We start from the raw sequence: 16351 nt of genomic DNA on the forward strand, positions 1-16351 counted from the left end.
AGGGCGCCCCGCCGGACTACCGCCAGGGCAGGACCAGCCAGCCCCTGCGGAAGCCGAAGACCGCCCCCGATCCGGCGAGCATCAGGCCGGCGGCGCCCCAGACCGCGGCCTGCCCGGCCGGGGTGGCGACCGCCGCCGGGATCAGGTCGGCCCGGGCCTGGCCGGCGGTCAGCGTGGTCACCGCCGGGATGGTGAGCGGGTCCGGGTCCACCGCGGCGGCGGCCCGACCCGAGCTGCGTGCCGTGCCGGCGGCCTGCCCGCCACCGCCGCCGGTGCCGCCCTGGGCCGAGGTGTCCTGTGCCGCGGGCCGTTCCTCGGCCGGCACCAGGGCGGATGCCGCGTCGTAGCTGACGTACAGCGTGGTCGCCGGTTTGCGCGCGTCGGCCGCACCGCCCGAGGAGTACCAGTACGCGGCCTGGCCGGTCCGGCCCTGGAAGTCGATGAAGTCCTGCGGGAACGAGCCCCAGTCGTCGCCCTCCCGCAGCTGGGCGGCGGCACCGGCGGGGGTGGACACCGCCACGCCGCGGTAGTCGGGCCGGGCCGAGATGCCCTGGTCGGTGAGCCGGACCCCGGACATCGTGGCCAGGGTGACGGTGGTGGCGGGCAGCCTGCTCCACTGCGAGGTGTCGGTCATCGAGGTCGCGTAGCCCCCGGCGGTGGCGGTGAGCCGGGCGGTGCCGTCGGCGTTGACCGTGAGCACCGGGTCGCTGGTCCACCAGTAGGTCATCCCGCCGTAGAACACCACGGTGAAGCTGCCGGACCAGCGGATCTGCGCGGTGCCGGCCGCCGGGTCGGCGGTGCCCACGCCGCCGTCCATCACCACCTGCTGCTCGGTGACCCGGTTGTTGCCGGTGGTCACGGTGACGCCGTCCCGGTCGGTGCACCGGGTGGCCCAGTCCGCGGTGGTGCGGCTGCCGTCCGCGGTGGGCCGGTCGATCCGGACCGTGCCGGAGGTGGCCCGGTACAGCCCGTCGCCCTCGGTCCACACCCGGGCGCCACCGGCGTCGCCGTCCGTGCCGGGCAGCCCGGCCATCAGGAAGTTGCAGCCGCCGAAGTAGGCACCGGCACCGGTCTCGGCGTTCAGCGACCACCGCAGTTGCCCGTTGCCGACCGACACCACCTGGTCGCCCAGGTCCGGGATGGTCACACCGACCTCGATCGAGCCGTCCGGGTCGTCGGCGGCCAGCGCCACCGGGGCGGCGGCGAGCAGCAGGGCGCCGGTCAGGGCGGCGGCGGCCAGCAGGCGCTTCATCGCCGGACCTCCTCGGGGGTGGCGGACGGTTCGGGCATTCGGCGCCGGCGTCGCGCGGTCACGAAGGACACCAGCACGGTGATCAGCAGCAGACCGCCGGCCGCGACCAGGGCGATCTCGGCCGCGGTCCACCGGTGCCCGGCCGGGTCGGCCTCGGCGGCGATCAGATCGGCGGCGGTGGCGGTGGCCGGGTCGGCGGTGACGGTGAACTCCAGCTCGGTGCTCAGCCCGGACCCGGCGGCGCTCACCCGGAGCAGGTGGGTGCCGGTGCGCAGGTCACCGGGCAGTTGCAGGGTGCCGGCGATCTCGCCCTGTGCCCCGGCGGCCAGCGGCCCGAGCGACACCAGCCCGTCGTCCAGCGTCACGGTGAGCTGTTCGCCCGGGTCGAAGCCCTGTCCGGCGAAGGTGAGCGCCCGGCCGACCACCGCGGTGGCCTGGTCGACGCCGACGGTGGGCGCGGCCCGGTCGGCGGTGGCCCCGGACCCGGCCTCCTCGCTCTCCGCCGCAGCGGAGTCGGTGTCCCCACCCGCCACGAAGCTGACCGGCGTGAAGCTCTCGTTGCTGGGGTTGACCACGCCGTGCGCGCCGATGGTGATCACCCCGCACTGCACCCGGGTGCAGTCCACCGGGGTCCCGGTGCCGTCGCGGCCCTTCGCGGTGAACGACGGGCCGGGCACGGTCAGCGTGGTCGACCAGCTGCCGTCCGCCGCCACCGTGCCACCGTTCGCCGAGGCCTCGGTGTCCGACCCGGGGAAGGCGACGAACCGGATGTAGCCCTGGTTGTCCGCGGTCTCGGCGTCCGGGATGTAGTCGTAGTCGGTGCCGGTGGTCCCGCCCTGGCTGGGCCGCCAGCTGCCGCCCGCCGGGTCGTCCACCCAGCCGAAGACCACGTAGATCCCGCCGAAGCCGCCGGGGATCGACTGGAAGCCGGTGCCGGTCAGCCGCAGGGTGGTCGGGCCGTCCAGCGCGGCCTCGGCCCGGCCGCCGATCCCGGACACCCCGACCGTGGGCGCGGCGGACGCTCCCGGGGCGGCCAGCGGCAGCATGACCAGCGCGAGCAGGACGGCCAGGACGGTACGGCGGGTCATCGCAGGGCCTCCGAGGGGGCGGGGACGGCGGGGGTCGCGGAGCGGTCGGGCAGCACCACCAGGTCGGCGCCGCGCCGGAACACGTCCACCGGGACCTGGTAGAGCGCGCTGAGCGGTCCGGGGCGCAGCACCTGATCGGGGGTGCCCAGGCCGTGCACCCGGCCGCCGCCGAGCAGCAGCACCCGGTCGGCGTAGGCGGCGGCCAGCGACAGGTCGTGCAGCACGGCCAGCACCGCGTCGCCGGCCCGGGCCCGGGCGCGGGCGTGACCGAGCACCTGCTCCTGGTGCCGCAGGTCCAGGGCGGCGGTCGGCTCGTCCAGCAGCAGCACGCCGGTGGCCTGGGCGCGGGCCCGGGCGAAGGAGGTCCGTGCCTTCTCCCCGCCGGACAGTGTGGGGAACCGGCGCGGGCCCAGGTGCCGGATGTCCGCGGTGTCCACCGCCTCGGCCACCGCCCGGTCGTCCTCGGCCTCCTCCGGCCGGCCACGCCAGGGCGCCCGGCCCATCCGGACCACCTCGGCCACGGTGAACGGGAAGCTCAGCCGGTGCTCCTGCAGCAGCACGGCACGCCGCCGGGCCAGCTCCGCGGCGGGCAGCCGGTGGGCGTCCTGCCCGGCGTAGCGCACCGTGCCCGACGACGGGCGCAGATCCCCGGCCAGCAGACCGAGCAGGGTGGACTTCCCGGCGCCGTTCGGCCCGACCACCACCAGCAGTTCGCCGTGCTGCAGGTCCAGGTCCACGCCGGTCAGCAGCGCGGTGCCCTCGACGGTGTAGCCCAGGTCCCGGGCCTCGACGGCGGTCATGCCCAGCCCCCGGCGGTGCGGCGGGTGCGGCGGATCAGCCAGAAGAAGAACGGGCCGCCGACCAGCGCGGTGAGCATCCCGATCGGCAGGTCGGCGTAGGCCACCGCGGTGCGGGCGACCAGATCGGCACCGGTGAGCAGCACCGCCCCGCCGAGCGCGGACAGCGGCACCAGCACCCGGTGGCCGGGGCCGAGCAGCATCCGGATCAGGTGCGGCACCACCAGCCCGACGAAGGCGATGATCCCGCAGAACGCGACCGCCGCGGCGGTGAGCAGCGCCACCACCACGATGCTGACGATCCGCAGCCGCTCCACGTCCACCCCGACGTGCCGGGCCGCCCGTTCACCGAGCGCCAGCAGGTCCAGTCGCCGGGCCAGCAGCACCGCCGCCAGCACCCCGGCCAGCACCAGGGGCGCGACCACGCCGACATAGGCCCACCGGGTGCCGTTCAGCGACCCGAGCTGCCAGAACACGATCTGCTCCCGGGACTGGGTGTCGCCCAGGAAGGTGAGGAAGGCGATCCCCGCGCCGCCGACCGCGTTCACCGCGACCCCGGTCAGCACCAGGGTGACCACCTCGGTCCGGCCGCCCGACCGGGCCAGCAGGTACACCAGGAAGGTCGCGGCCAGGCCCCCGCCGAAGGCCAGCACCGCGGTGGTGTACGCCCCGGCGAAGCTCAGTCCCCAGACGATGCCGGCACAGGCGGCCAACGCCGCACCGGAGGACACCCCGACCACCCCGGGATCGGCCAGCGGGTTGCCGAACACGCCCTGCATCACCGCACCGGCGGTGGCCAGCGCCGCACCCACCAGCATCGCCATCGCCACCCGCGGGAACCGGATGCTCCACAGCGCCGCGTCGCCGTTCGGGTGGCTGGGCAGCGGGAGCCAGTCCAGCCCGATCCGGTGCAGCACCGACCCGAGCACCTGCTCCGGCGGCACCCCGAGCTGCCCGGTGCCCGCACTGAGCACCCCGAGCACCAGCAGGGCCAGTACCAGGGCGGCGGTGACCGGGATCAGCCGGGACGGCCGGGTCCGAGGCAGCTCCGCGGCCGCGGTCGCCGGGCGGTCCAGGGTGGCGGTCATGCCGACTCCGGCGCGTAGAACGCCCGGGCCAGCGCGTCCAGGGTGTCCGCGGTCGCCGGGCCGAAGCCGAGCAGCTGGGTGTCGGCCATGTCGACGATCCGGCGGTGTTCCCCGGCCGGGGTCTGGGCCACCGCCGGCACCTGCTCCAGCAGTCCGTCCACCCCGCCCACCGACTCCAGGCCGTGGGTCATCACCAGGATCAGGTCGGGTGCGGCGGCGATCAGGCCCTCGTCGGTGATCGGGCGCATCCCCTGCCAGCCGATCTCGGTGGCGACGTCGACCGCACCCAGCGAGGTGATCAGCGAATCGGCGCCGGAGCCGGTGCCGAACATGTAATAGACCCCGGCGGTGCCGCGCAGGTAGAGGAAGACCACCCGCAGCCGGTCGGCCGGGTCGCTCGGGGCGAGCCGGCCGATCTGCTCGGTGACCCGGTCGATCTCGGCCTGGGTCCGGCTGATCAGCTCGGCACCGGCCTCCGGCAGGCCGACGGCGGCGGCGACCTGCTCGATCAGAGTGGCCACGGTGTCCAGGCTGCGGTGGGAGTCGACCACCACCACCGGGATCCCGGCGTCGCGCATCTGCAGCACGACGTCCCAGGGACCGAGGGTGGTGTCGGTGATGATCAGGGTCGGCGCCAGGTCGAGGATCGCCTCGCCGGTCAGCTCGTGGCCGTTGCTGGTGACCAGCGGCTTGTCCGCGATCTCCGGGAAGTCCGAGGAGGTGTCCCGGCCCACCACGCTGTCGCCCAGCCCGAGCTCGTAGACGATCCGGGAGGTGGAGCCGTACAGGTCGAGGGCCAGGATCCGGCTGGTGTCGGTGACGGTGACCTCGGTGCCCTGGGCGTCGGTGACGGTGGCGGGCAGGGCGGGTGCGGGGTCGGCGGTGACCGGCCGGACCGGGTCGGCCGCCGAGACCGCGGTGGTCGGCCCGGTGTACTCCCGGGGGTGGTCCAGCGGGGTGAGGCTGTCCAGGGCGGGCCGGTCGGCGGCGGCCACCGGGTCGGCGCTGCCGGCGGTGCCGGTGAGCGAGCACCCCGCGAGCGCCAGGGACAGGGTCAGGACGACCGGTGCCAGGGCGCGACGGAACCACGTGAAACGGGACATAGGTGGACGAACTCCTGAGTGAGGAAGGCACGCCTAACCTAAGTGAGGGCACCCTTAGAAACAAGGGTGAACCGGTCACGGAACGACGACGGCCCGCCGGGAGGACTCCCCGGCGGGCCGTACCGACACCGTCTCAGCGCTGCTGGTCGCGCTCCTTGAGCCGCTGCTCCTCGCGCTTGACCTCGGCGAAGCTGGCCCGCTCCCGGTGCAGCCACTCCGGCGCCTCGGCGATGATCGCGTCGATCTGCTCGGTGGTCAGCGGGTCGGTCAGCCCGGCCCTGGCCAGCCCGGACATCGACACCCGCAGCCGGGCGGCGACCACCTGGCGCGGGTGCGGCCCGGTCCGGCGCAGCTCGGTCAGCCACTGCGGCGGGTTCTGCTGCCACTCGTCGAGCTGGTCGCGGGACACCGGCCCGGCCTGGAACTCCGCCGGGGTGGCGGGCAGGTACACGCCGAGCTTGGCCGCGGCGGTGGCGGGCTTCATGGTCTGGGTCGCGCGGGCACGACGGGGCTGCGAGGTCACCCGCCCAGGATACGGACACCTCAGGCGCCGAGCAGCCGCCGCACCTCCCGGGCCGCCGCCCGCCCGGCCCGGTTCGCCCCGACCGTGCTGGCACTCGGGCCGTAGCCGACCAGCTGGACCCGCGGATCGGCCACCGCCCGGGTGCCGGCCAGTTCGATCCCGCCGTTGCGGTGCCGCAGCCGCAGCGGCGCCAGGTGATCGACCGCCGGGCGGAACCCGGTCGCCCACAGCACCACGTCGGCCCGCACGTGCTCGGGCCCGTCGATCCAGCCCTCGGCGACCGGCCCCGGCGCCCAGCGTGCACCGTCAGGCACCAGCCGCTCGAACACCGGCCGGGCCAGCAGCACGCCGGCGTCGATCCCGGCCCGGTACTCCGGGGTCAGCGACAGGCCGGTGGCGGACACGATGCTGGCCGGCGGCCGGCCTTCCCGGGTCCGCTGCTCCACCCGCGCCACCGCCTCGCGGCCCAGCTCCGGGGAGAACGCCGCGTCCACCCACTCCGGTGGCCGCCGGGTGACCCAGGTGGTGGAGCGGGCGACCGGGTGGATCGCCAGCAGGTGCTGCACCGCCGAGGTCCCACCGCCGACCACGATCACGTCCCGGCCGGTGAAGTCCTCCGGCCTGCGGTAGTCCCGGGTGTGCAGCTGGGTCCCGGCGAAGTCGCGCTGCCCCGGGTAGACCGGCCAGAACGGCCGGGTCCAGGTGCCGGTGGCATTCACCAGCGCCCGGGTCAGCCAGGTCCGGCGCACCCGGCGCGGTGCGGTCGGCACCGCGGGCAGCGCCGGGGTCGCGGCGCGCGGCGACCGGACCCGACCCGTCCCGGCACCCCAGCCCAGCGGATCGCCCGGCTCCGGCACCGGCACTCCGGCCGCCGGCGCGGACACCGGACCGACCGGGGTGCCGGAGCGGTCCACGGTCTCGACGGCGAGCCGGCCGCCATCCACCTCGCGCACCGTGCGCACCTGCACCGGCCGCCGCACCCGCAGCCCTTCCTCGGCCTCGAACTCGCCGAAGTAGCCGGGCAGCGCCTCGGCGGCCGGCTGGTCCGGTGCGAAGGCGGGCATCGGGCGGTTGGGCAGCTCGTACACGCTGTGCACGGTGCGCATGGTCAGGGTCGGCCACCGCTCCCGCCAGGCACCGCCCGGACCGTCGGCGGCATCCAGCACCACGAAGGTCGGCGCACCCGGCGCCGGGTCGTCCACCGGACTGAAGCCGGAGCGGCGCAGGTGGGCGGCGGCGGACAGTCCGGCCTGCCCGGCCCCGATGACCACCACATCCACGGAGCGCAGGTCGTCGTCAGGTGCCATGTCCGGTGAACGCCGCGGATCGGCGGGGCGTTCCCGTCAGCACACCATCGTGGGGGACGGCACATCCGCGGCCAGCACGTCCCGGGCGGTCGCGGCCAGGCTCGACCCGGCGGGCAGGGTGCGGAGGGCGTCCCGGATCGCGTCCCGGTCGCCGGCGGCCAGCGCGCGGTGCATCCGGTACCAGGGCAGCAGCACCGGCGCGACCGCGCGGCCGAACTGCTCCTCGACCACCACCCAGTCCTCGGGCGGGTGGACCCGGGACTGCATCAGCCAGCACTCCAGCGCGGTGCTGAGCTGGCCGAGCTCGACCAGGCGCATGCCCTCCCGCCACAGTGCCCGGTCCGCCGCCCGGCTCTCCTCCGGATCGCGGCGGTGGGCGACGGCGGCCTCGGCCAGCGGCATCAGCGCGCCGATCGCCGGATCGAACCGGGGCGGCATGGACCGCAGCTCGGCCAGCAGCTCACCCGCCGTGTCCAGGTCGCCGAGCTGGGCCCGGATCGGCACCGCCAGGGACAGCGCCCGCCGGTAGAACGGGTCCTCGACCGCCCCGGACACCCCGAACCGCAGCACGGTGGACGCCGCGATCCACGCCTGGTCCAGCCGCCCGGAGACGTACAGCACCTCGGTCAGCACGCTCCCGTGCACCCGGATCCCGGCCGGATCCAGGTCCGAGCACGCCTCGGCCATCAGCTCGCGGGACCGGCGCTCGACCCCGGCCAGGTCGCCCATCCGCAGCAGGGCGATCGAGTGCAGCCCGGCCAGCCACCGGCCCAGCGTCCCGCCGTATCCGGCCTCGGCACCCCGCCGGACCAGCGGCAGCGCCAGGTCCGGGCGGCCGACATCCAGCAGGGCGCCGATCAGGGCGGTCAGCAGCAAGCCCGAGTGCCGCCCCTCGCCCCGGGGGGTGGCGGCCCGCAGATACGGTTCGAGCGGCCGGCCGGTGCTGACCAGCTGCCACACCCGGTCCCGCACCGACGACAGTTCCACCACCGGCCGCAGGTCGGCCTCGTGCCGCTGTTCCTCGGCGGCGGCCCCGGCCAGGTCCCCGGCGGACCGGAGCCAGCGCAGGTGCTGCAGCCGGAACAGGGCCCGGTCCAACGGGGCGTCGCCGTCCGACAGCACGGTCCGGGCGAACACCTCGGCGACCTCCGGGCCGGCCGGGCGGCGGCTGAGCAGTGGCAGGTAGCACAGCGCCAGCGGGACCGACGGCTCCGCGCGCCACGCGGCGGCCAGCGCGGACTCCTCGGCGACCTCCTGCTCGGTGATCCGGGCAGCCACCGCGGCGATCCAGCGGGCACCCAGTCCCCCGTCGTGCGACCGCGGGTCCAGCAGCGCGTCCAGGCCCGGGCGCTGGTGCACGTCCGGGTGTGCGGCCCGGATCCCGGCGGCCCGCGCACGGTCCACGATCGCCGCCCGCCGGGCCTCGTCGAGCCCCAGGCGCAGTGCCGAGGCGAGCGCCGGCGGCGAGACGGTGAACAGCACCTCCCCGTCGGGCTCCGGTGAGCTGATCACCCGGCCGCGGTCCACCAGGCCGAGCAGCACCTCGGTGGGCACCACCCGGCACCCGGCGTCCCGCTCCACCGGACCGATCGCGGCCAGCACCTCCAAGGCGTCGAGCTCCGCCGGGGTGTGCCGGGGCACGAACACGGCGGCGACCAGGTCCGGCGGCACCGCGTCCAGTGCCGCGGTGATCCGCCAGCGGCCGTCGTCCAGCCCGATCGCACCGGCGTGCCGCGCCGCGTCCAGCACGGCGGCGGCCGCCCGCGGGTTGCCTGCCGCCCGGGCGGAGACCGCCGCGAGCAGCGGGACGTCCGCCGGTGCGCCGAGGACGGCGTGGGCCAGCTGGGACATCGAGGTGAAGCCCAGCGGGCGCAGCTCCACCTCGGCCGGCACCCGGTCGGCGAGCAGGGCGCCGACCGCCGCCGCCCCGGCGCCCAGCACCCGGCGCCCACCCGCCGTGGCCACCAGGGCCGCGGACCCGGCCGCCAGGGCATCGCGCACGACCACCGCGCTGCCCGGGTCGAGCAGGTGCAGGTCGTCCACCAGCAGGAAGGAGCGCGGGTCGGCCAGTGCGCCGGCGAGCCACCCGGCGAGCTCGGGGCGGGAGGCGTCGCGCAGCACGGGCGGCAGCTCGGGGTGCGCGACCAGGGCGGACCGGTCCTCGGCACCGCTCGCCCGCAGGACCAGCACCGGGTGCCCCTGCGCGGTGAGCCGGTCGGCCAGCGCCGCCAGGACGGTGCTGCGCCCGGAACCGTCGTCGCCGCGGATCAGCACGTCCCGGCCGAGCCCGAGCCAGGAGTCGATCGCGGCGAGTGTCCGATCGGCGTCACGGAGCAGATCACGATCACGGCGCATGGGCATCCTCAGGGGTACGGCGGCGAGCAGGGGCGGCCACAGTACGGAGGCGCGGCGGGATCCGGCCGCCGAGATCTAGGACTAAGGGCCCTTGACAGTCTGATTGAGCAGTCAATGAACCCGATGAGGGGTCAGCCGGGGCTGCGATAGGGGTCGCGGCACCGGCCGCTGAGTGGTCAGGCCGACAGCTCCGCAGCACCGGCCAGGTCCGCCGCCGAGGGCAGCAGATCCGCCGCCACCGGGACCGGCGCCAGCGCGTCGTCGGCGACCGGCAGCGACCGCAGCTCGGCCACCAGTTCCGAGGCACCCACCGGGTCGCCGATCCGGGACCGGGCGGCGGCGGCCAGGGACAGCGACCGCCGGTGGAACGGCTCCGCCGCGACTCCACGGCTGCCCAGGTGCAGGGCGGCGCCGGCCGCGGCCCACGCCTCCTCGGCCCGCCCCTGGCGCAGCAACGACTCGGCCAGCACACTGGCCTGCACCCGGATCCCGACGGCGTCCAGCCCCTCGCAGGCGGCGGACAACAGCTCCCGGGACCGCGCGCCGGCCTCCTCCACCTCACCCAGCTGCACCAGCGCGAGCCCGTACAGCCCGGACAGCTGGTGACCGAACACCCGCGAGATCGCGCCCGGCCGGTCCGACTCGGCGAACACCACCGCCTCCTCCGGGCGGCCCGCCTCGACCAGCGCACCGACCAGCGACACCACCGTCAGCACGGCACCGAGGCCCTGCTCCAATGGCGGGACCCGGTCCAGCACCTCGTCCACCGAACACCCGGCGACCAGCCGCTCGCGCTGCCGCCGCAGCTCCACCAGCGGCGCCAGGTCGGCCGCGTGCCGCCGGGCGAGCTCGTCGGCGACGGCGGTGGACCGCTCGGTGGCCCGGGACCAGGCCAACTGGTCCGCCCGGAACAGCGCGCGCTCGGCCGGGTCGTCGGCCTCGGTCACCGGCGTGCAGCGGAACACCTGCGCCAGGTCATCATCGGCCGGCCGGCGGGTCAGCAGGTCCAGATACGGCCGGGCGGTGTGCACCGACGGGTCGGTCAGCCAGGCCGCACGCCGCGCCGCCACCCGGGCGATCTCGTGCTCCTCGATCTGCGCGGCCAGTCCGGCCAGCCACTCCGCACCTGCCTCGGTGTGCTCGGGCCCGGAGACGAACAGCGCCTCCAGCGGGGCCGGCCGGCCGAGGTCGGTCCGGCGCAGCCGCGGGTCGACCGCCCCGGCACGCTCGGCCAGCTCCGCCCGGCGCTGCTCGCTCAGCCCGGTGCGCAGCGCGGTGGCCAGCGCCGGGGGCGAGACCACCAGGCAGCGGGTGCCGTGGGCGTCCCGGGACCGGACCACCCGGCCACGTTCGGCCAGGTCGTGCAGCACCTCGGGTGTCAGCAGCCGCTCGGCGGCGTCCAGCGGCAGCGGGCCCGCGGCGGACAGCAGTTCCAGCGCATCGACCTCGGCGGCGGTCATCCGGGGCACGAAGGCGTTCACCACCGGGTCCAGCGGCACCTGCTCCACCGCACCGACGCTGCGCCAGCGCCCGCCCTCGGACTCGATCGCACCGGTGTACCGGGCACCGTCCACCAGCGCCGCGGCCACCCGCGGGTTGCCGGCCGACCGGGCAGCCACCGAGGCGACCAGCGGCAGGTCACCGGGCCCGCCCAGGGCGTCACCGACCAACCGGGCGAGGGAGGCCAGGCCCAGCGGGCGGATCCGGACGTCGGCGGGTGCCCGCTCGGCAACCACCGCGGCGATGAAGCAGTCGCCCTCCGGCTCCACCCGGCGGCCCGCGGCGCTGAGCACCAGGCCGGCGCCGGTCCGGGTCAACGCCTGGCGCACGGTCTCGGCGCTGCCCCGGTCCAGCCGGTCGGCGTCGTCGATCACCAGCGTGGCGCCCGGCCCGGAGAGCTCCTCGACCAACCAGTTCACCTGCTCCAGGCAGGAGGCGGTGGCCAGCGTGGGCGGGAACGACGGGTGGGCCAGCAGGGTGGCGTTCTCCCGGGGCCCGGCGGCCCGGAGCGTCACCACCCGGGCCCCACGATCGGTCATCCGGTCGGCCACGGCACGCAGCACCGTGCTGCGGCCGGAGCCGTCGTCACCGCGGACGACGACGTCCCGGCCCAGGGTTCGCCAGGACTCGACAGCATCGACAACGAGTTCGAGATCTCGGAGCACGCGGGGCACCTCAGTCGGGCGGACAGGGGCGATCGCCCGGTGGACGAGCGATCCGCACCACCCTAGGAAGCGGCCGGCGATCGTGCCGGTCACCGGTACCGCCCGGCGCCCGCCCGAGTACGCCCTCGCCGCCAACCCCGCACCATCGGCCCGGAACTGAGTACGTCCTGTCCTGATTTCAGCGATATGCACCCCTGACCGCACCTGATAGGCATGTGCCATGACCCCCGACCACCGCACCGGACCGCTGACCAGCGACCAGGCCGACGCCGTGCGGGACCTGGCCCGGACCGCCGCCGAGGCCGACGGCGTCCCACCGCTGTCCGAACAACCGCTGCTTTGGCTGACCGGCGCAGGCCCCCAGGTGCACCACCTGGTGCTCGGCAACCGGCAGGACGTGGTCGGCTACGCCCAGCTCGACCGCCGCGATCCGGCCCGGGCCACCGCCGAGCTGGTCGTGCACCCCGCCCACCGCCGCCGCGGCCTGGGCAGCGCGTTGCTGGACGCCCTGGCCGCACTGAACGACGGCGTGGACCTGTGGGCGCACGGCGACCTGGCACCCGCCCGGGCGCTGGCCACGCGCCGCGGCCTGCCGGTGGTGCGCGAGCTGTGGCAGATGCGGCTGGACCCACTGGTGCTGCCCGACCCGGTCGACCCGTCGCCCGGGGTGCGGCTGCGGACCTTCGAGCCCGGCCGGGACGAGGACGCCTGGCTGGCGCTGAACTCGGCCGCCTTCGCGAGCCACCCGGAACAGGGCCGGCTCACCCTGGACGATCTGCGCGCCCGCCAGGCCGAACCCTGGTTCGACCCCAACGGCTTCCTGCTCGCCGAGTCGGCCGACGGCGGACGGCTGCTCGCGGCCGGTTGGACCAAGATCCCGCCGGGCGAGGACGAGGGCGAGATCTACGTGCTCGGCGTGCACCCGGACGCCCAGGGCCGCGGACTGGGCCGGCTGCTCACCGAGCGGATGCTGCGCCACCTGGCCGGCCGGGGACTGCGGGCGGTGGTGCTCTACACCGAGGGCGACAACACCGCGGCGATCGCCACCTACCGGCGGGCCGGCTTCGACCGCAGCGCCGTGGACGTGGTCTACCGGCTCTGACCCGGCACCCGGTCCCGCGCTCGGTCACCCACCGGACACCTTCGGGTGCCACCATGGGGCGATGAGCGACAACCCGGACCAGCCTCCCCGCGGTCGCACCCGCCGGACCGGCACCGCCGCGGCCACCAGCGGGCGTCAGACGGCCAACGGCCGCAGCAGCACCGCGAGCACCCGCCGCCGGTCGCCCGCCCGCGGTGCCGCCGCCGCGAGCACCGCCCCGGAACCCGCCGCCGACGCCGGGCAGGCCGGGGACGGGCGCGCCCGCAACCCGCGCCCGCTCGCACCGGAGCTGGCCGCGCACATCGCCGAGCACATCGCGCCCACCGACGGTGAGCCCGCGCCGCCGGTGGTGGCCGACCCGCTGCCGGACGACCGGTTCCTGGACCGGGAGATCTCCTGGCTGGCGTTCAACCAGCGAGTGCTGGAGATGGCCGAGGACGACGGTCAGCCGCTGCTGGAGCGGGTGCGCTACCTGGCGATCTTCGCCTCCAACCTGGACGAGTTCTTCATGGTCCGGGTGGCCGGCCTCAAGCGCCGGATCGCCGCCGGGCTGGCGGTGACCGCGGCCTCGGGGCTGAGCCCGCGGCAGGTGCTGGAGTCGATCTCCGAGCGCGCGCACGAGCTGATGGACCGGCACGCCGCGGTGTTCACCGAGCAGGTCCAGCCCGCGCTGGCCGCCGAGGGGATCACGCTGGTGCGCTGGGAGGAGTTGGGCGACGCCGAGCAGGACCGGCTGCGCAAGTTCTTCCGCAAGCAGATCTTCCCGGTGCTGACCCCGCTGGCGGTCGACCCCGCGCACCCGTTCCCGTACATCTCCGGCCTGTCGCTCAACCTGGCCGTCGTGGTGAGCAACCCGACCACCGGCAAGGAGCACTTCGCCCGGGTCAAGGTCCCGCCGCTGCTGCCCCGCTACATCGCGGTGGACGCCAAGGGCCGGCCGAGCGCCACCGCCGGGCAGGCGCCGATGGACAAGCGGCCGATGTCCTTCGTCCCGATCGAGGACGTGATCGCCCAGCACCTGGACTACCTGTTCCCGGGGATGGAGATCCGCGAGCACCACACCTTCCGGGTCACCCGGAACGAGGACGTGGAGGTCGAGGAGGACGATGCCGAGAACCTGCTGCAGGCGCTGGAGAAGGAGCTGCTGCGCCGCCGGTTCGGCCCGCCGGTCCGGCTGGAGGTGGCCCGGTCGATCAGCCCGCGGATCCGCCAGCTGCTGATCCGCGAGCTCGGGGTGGTCGAGGAGGAGGTGTACCAGCTGCCCGCGCCGCTGGACCACACCGGCCTGAACCTGATCGCCGACCTGGACCGCCCGGACCTGCAGTACCCGAAGTTCGTGCCGACCACGCACCGGTTCCTGGCCGAGGTGGAGTCCGCCACCCCGAGCGACGTCTTCGCCGCGATCCGGGCCCGGGACATCCTGCTGCACCACCCCTACGACTCGTTCAGCACCTCGGTGCAGACCTTCCTGGAGCAGGCCGCCGCCGATCCGAAGGTGCTGGCGATCAAGCAGACGCTCTACCGCACCTCCGGTGACTCGCCGATCGTGGACGCCCTGATCGACGCCGCCGAGGCCGGCAAGCAGGTGCTGGCGCTGGTCGAGATCAAGGCCCGGTTCGACGAGCAGGCCAACATCGGCTGGGCACGCAAGCTGGAGCAGGCCGGGGTGCACGTGGTCTACGGCATCGTCGGGCTGAAGACGCACGCCAAGCTCTCGCTGGTGGTCCGGCAGGAGTCGGACGGCCTGCGCCGCTACTGCCACGTCGGCACCGGGAACTACAACCCGAAGACCGCGCGCCTGTACACCGACCTGGGCCTGCTCACCTGCGACCCGGATGTCGGCCAGGACCTGACCCGGCTGTTCAACCAGTTGTCCGGCTACGCGCCCAAGTCCCGGTTCCACCGGCTGCTGGTCGCGCCGCGCTCGGTGCGCTCCGGCCTGATCGAGCGGATCGACCGCGAGGCGCAGGCGGCCCGCGAGGGACGGCCGAGCTGGATCAAGATCAAGGTCAACTCGATGGTGGACGAGGAGACCATCGACGCGCTGTACCGGGCCTCCCGGGCCGGCGTGCCGATCGACCTGGTGGTGCGCGGGATCTGCGCGATGCGGCCCGGGGTGCCCGGCCTGTCCGAGACCGTCCGGGTGCGGTCCATCCTGGGCCGGTTCCTGGAGCACTCGCGGGTGTTCGCCTTCTGCGCCGACGGCGGGATGCGCAAGGACCTGGTCGACGGCGGCAAGGAGTCCGACGTGCTGATCCCGGGCCCGGAGGTGTTCATCGGCTCCGCGGACCTGATGCACCGCAACCTGGACCGCCGGGTGGAGGCCCTGGTCCGGATCGCCGAGCCGGAGCAGATCGCCGAGCTGGTCGACCTGATGGACGAGTCGATGTCGGATGCGACCTCCACCTGGCACCTCGGGCCGGACGGGGTGTGGACCCGGCACGCCTTCGGTGAGGAGGGGCGGCTGCGCGACCTGCAGTCGGCGCTGATCTACCGGCAGCGCCGTCGGCTGGGCGCGGGTCGATGAGCCCGGGCACCACCGTCGCCGACGCGGCCCGTGCCGCCCGCACCGCCCGGGAGGCCAAGCGTCCCCAGCTGGTCGAGGCGGCCGGGGCCCTGGTGTGGCGGGTGCGGCAGGGCCGGTTGCAGGTCGCCCTGGTGCACCGGCCGCGCTACCGGGACTGGTCCTGGCCCAAGGGCAAGGTCGAACCCGAGGAGCACGTCACCGTCGCCGCGATCCGGGAGGTCGAGGAGGAGACCGGCCTGCCGATCGTGCTCGGCCGCCCGCTGCCCGGCCTGGAGTACGCGCTGTCCGACGGCCGGCACAAGCGGGTGCACTACTGGGCGGCCCAGGTCGCCGGTCGCCCCGAGGGCCCGGCGCTGCACGCCCGGCCGCCGTTCGCGCACGCCGAGGCCAGCGAGATCGACCGGGTGGCCTGGATGGACGCCACGGTCGCCCGGCGCAAGCTGACCCGGCGGGCGGACACCGAACCGCTGGACACCCTGGTGAAGGCGCACCAGCGCGGCCGCCTGGACACCCGGGCGTTCGTGGTGGTGCGGCACGGCCGGGCCCGCAGCCGGGCGGCGCACGACGGCGCGGAGCAGACCCGTCCGCTGACCCCGGTGGGTCGCCGGCAGGCGGAGGGCCTGGTGCCGCTGCTGTCCGCCTTCGGGGTGGCCGAGCTGGTCAGCAGCCCGTGGGCGCGCTGCCGGGGCACCGTCGAGCCCTATGCCACCGCGGCGGGGCTGCCGGTGACCGAGCTGGCCCCGCTGACCGAACACGCCCACCGCGACGATCCGGCCGGCACCGCCGCCGCGGTCGAGGCGCTGATCACCGAGCGGGCCGGTGTGGTGGACCTGGCGCTGTGCACGCACCGGCCGGTGCTGCCCACCGTGGTCGGGGTGATCGCCGACCGGGCGCGCGGCAAGGCCCGGGCGGCACTGCCCACCGCCGACCCGTGGCTGCGGCCCGGGGAGATGCTGGTGGCGCACGTCGCCACCGCCCCGGACCAGCAGGGCCGGCTGCGGGTGCAGGCGGTGGAGCGGCACCTGCCCTGACCCGGCGGGCGCC

At 75.6% G+C, this 16351-nt stretch carries 12 protein-coding genes; 3 read left to right on the forward strand and 9 right to left on the reverse strand.

Features of this window, described 5'->3' with window-relative positions; all coding sequences use genetic code 11:
* Positions 1–16: 16 nt before the first annotated feature.
* The 9 genes from HGA03_RS10320 to HGA03_RS10360 form a co-directional block, all read right to left on the reverse strand.
* Positions 17–1252 (reverse strand): hypothetical protein, encoded by a 1236-nt coding sequence (locus tag HGA03_RS10320; protein ID WP_168630176.1) that lies wholly within the window; start codon positions 1250–1252, stop codon positions 17–19.
* Positions 1249–2340, reverse strand: coding sequence for a hypothetical protein (locus HGA03_RS10325; RefSeq protein ID WP_168630177.1), 1092 nt, complete (start codon positions 2338–2340; stop codon positions 1249–1251). Before HGA03_RS10325 ends, HGA03_RS10320 begins: the two co-directional genes overlap by 4 nt.
* On the reverse strand, positions 2337–3140 hold the full coding sequence (locus HGA03_RS10330; RefSeq protein WP_168630178.1) for a heme ABC transporter ATP-binding protein: 804 nt from the start codon (positions 3138–3140) through the stop codon (positions 2337–2339). The genes HGA03_RS10325 and HGA03_RS10330 overlap by 4 nt, the downstream gene beginning before the upstream one ends.
* Positions 3137–4225, reverse strand: a complete 1089-nt coding sequence (locus HGA03_RS10335; protein WP_168630179.1) for a FecCD family ABC transporter permease — start codon at positions 4223–4225, stop codon at positions 3137–3139. The genes HGA03_RS10330 and HGA03_RS10335 overlap by 4 nt, the downstream gene beginning before the upstream one ends.
* Complete coding sequence (locus tag HGA03_RS10340; RefSeq protein WP_168630180.1) at positions 4222–5328, reverse strand: heme/hemin ABC transporter substrate-binding protein; 1107 nt, start codon at positions 5326–5328, stop codon at positions 4222–4224. Before HGA03_RS10340 ends, HGA03_RS10335 begins: the two co-directional genes overlap by 4 nt.
* Positions 5329–5461: 133 nt before the next feature.
* On the reverse strand, positions 5462–5812 hold the full coding sequence (locus HGA03_RS10345) for a DUF5997 family protein (protein ID WP_168630335.1): 351 nt from the start codon (positions 5810–5812) through the stop codon (positions 5462–5464).
* 59 nt (positions 5813–5871) lie between these two features.
* Positions 5872–7158, reverse strand: a complete 1287-nt coding sequence (locus HGA03_RS10350; protein WP_168630181.1) for an NAD(P)-binding domain-containing protein — start codon at positions 7156–7158, stop codon at positions 5872–5874.
* A gap of 36 nt (positions 7159–7194) precedes the next feature.
* Positions 7195–9513, reverse strand: a complete 2319-nt coding sequence (locus HGA03_RS10355) for a hypothetical protein (protein WP_168630182.1) — start codon at positions 9511–9513, stop codon at positions 7195–7197.
* 176 nt (positions 9514–9689) lie between these two features.
* Positions 9690–11678: an ATP-binding protein gene (locus HGA03_RS10360; protein WP_168630183.1), complete on the reverse strand. Its 1989-nt coding sequence runs from the start codon at positions 11676–11678 to the stop codon at positions 9690–9692.
* 220 nt (positions 11679–11898) lie between these two features.
* On the opposite strand from HGA03_RS10360, the gene mshD reads away from it, so the two are divergent.
* From mshD to HGA03_RS10375, 3 genes are all read left to right on the forward strand, one after another.
* Positions 11899–12780 carry a mycothiol synthase gene (gene mshD, locus HGA03_RS10365; protein ID WP_168630184.1) on the forward strand — a complete coding sequence of 294 codons (882 nt, stop codon included), beginning with the start codon at positions 11899–11901 and terminating at the stop codon, positions 12778–12780.
* Between the two features lie 61 nt (positions 12781–12841).
* Complete coding sequence (locus HGA03_RS10370) at positions 12842–15307, forward strand: RNA degradosome polyphosphate kinase (protein WP_239073417.1); 2466 nt, start codon at positions 12842–12844, stop codon at positions 15305–15307.
* Complete coding sequence (locus HGA03_RS10375) at positions 15304–16338, forward strand: NUDIX hydrolase (protein WP_168630185.1); 1035 nt, start codon at positions 15304–15306, stop codon at positions 16336–16338. Before HGA03_RS10370 ends, HGA03_RS10375 begins: the two co-directional genes overlap by 4 nt.
* Positions 16339–16351 lie beyond the last annotated feature (13 nt).

Origin of the sequence: Cellulomonas denverensis (assembly GCF_012396125.1) — a bacterium.
Lineage (GTDB): Bacteria > Actinomycetota > Actinomycetes > Actinomycetales > Cellulomonadaceae > Cellulomonas > Cellulomonas denverensis.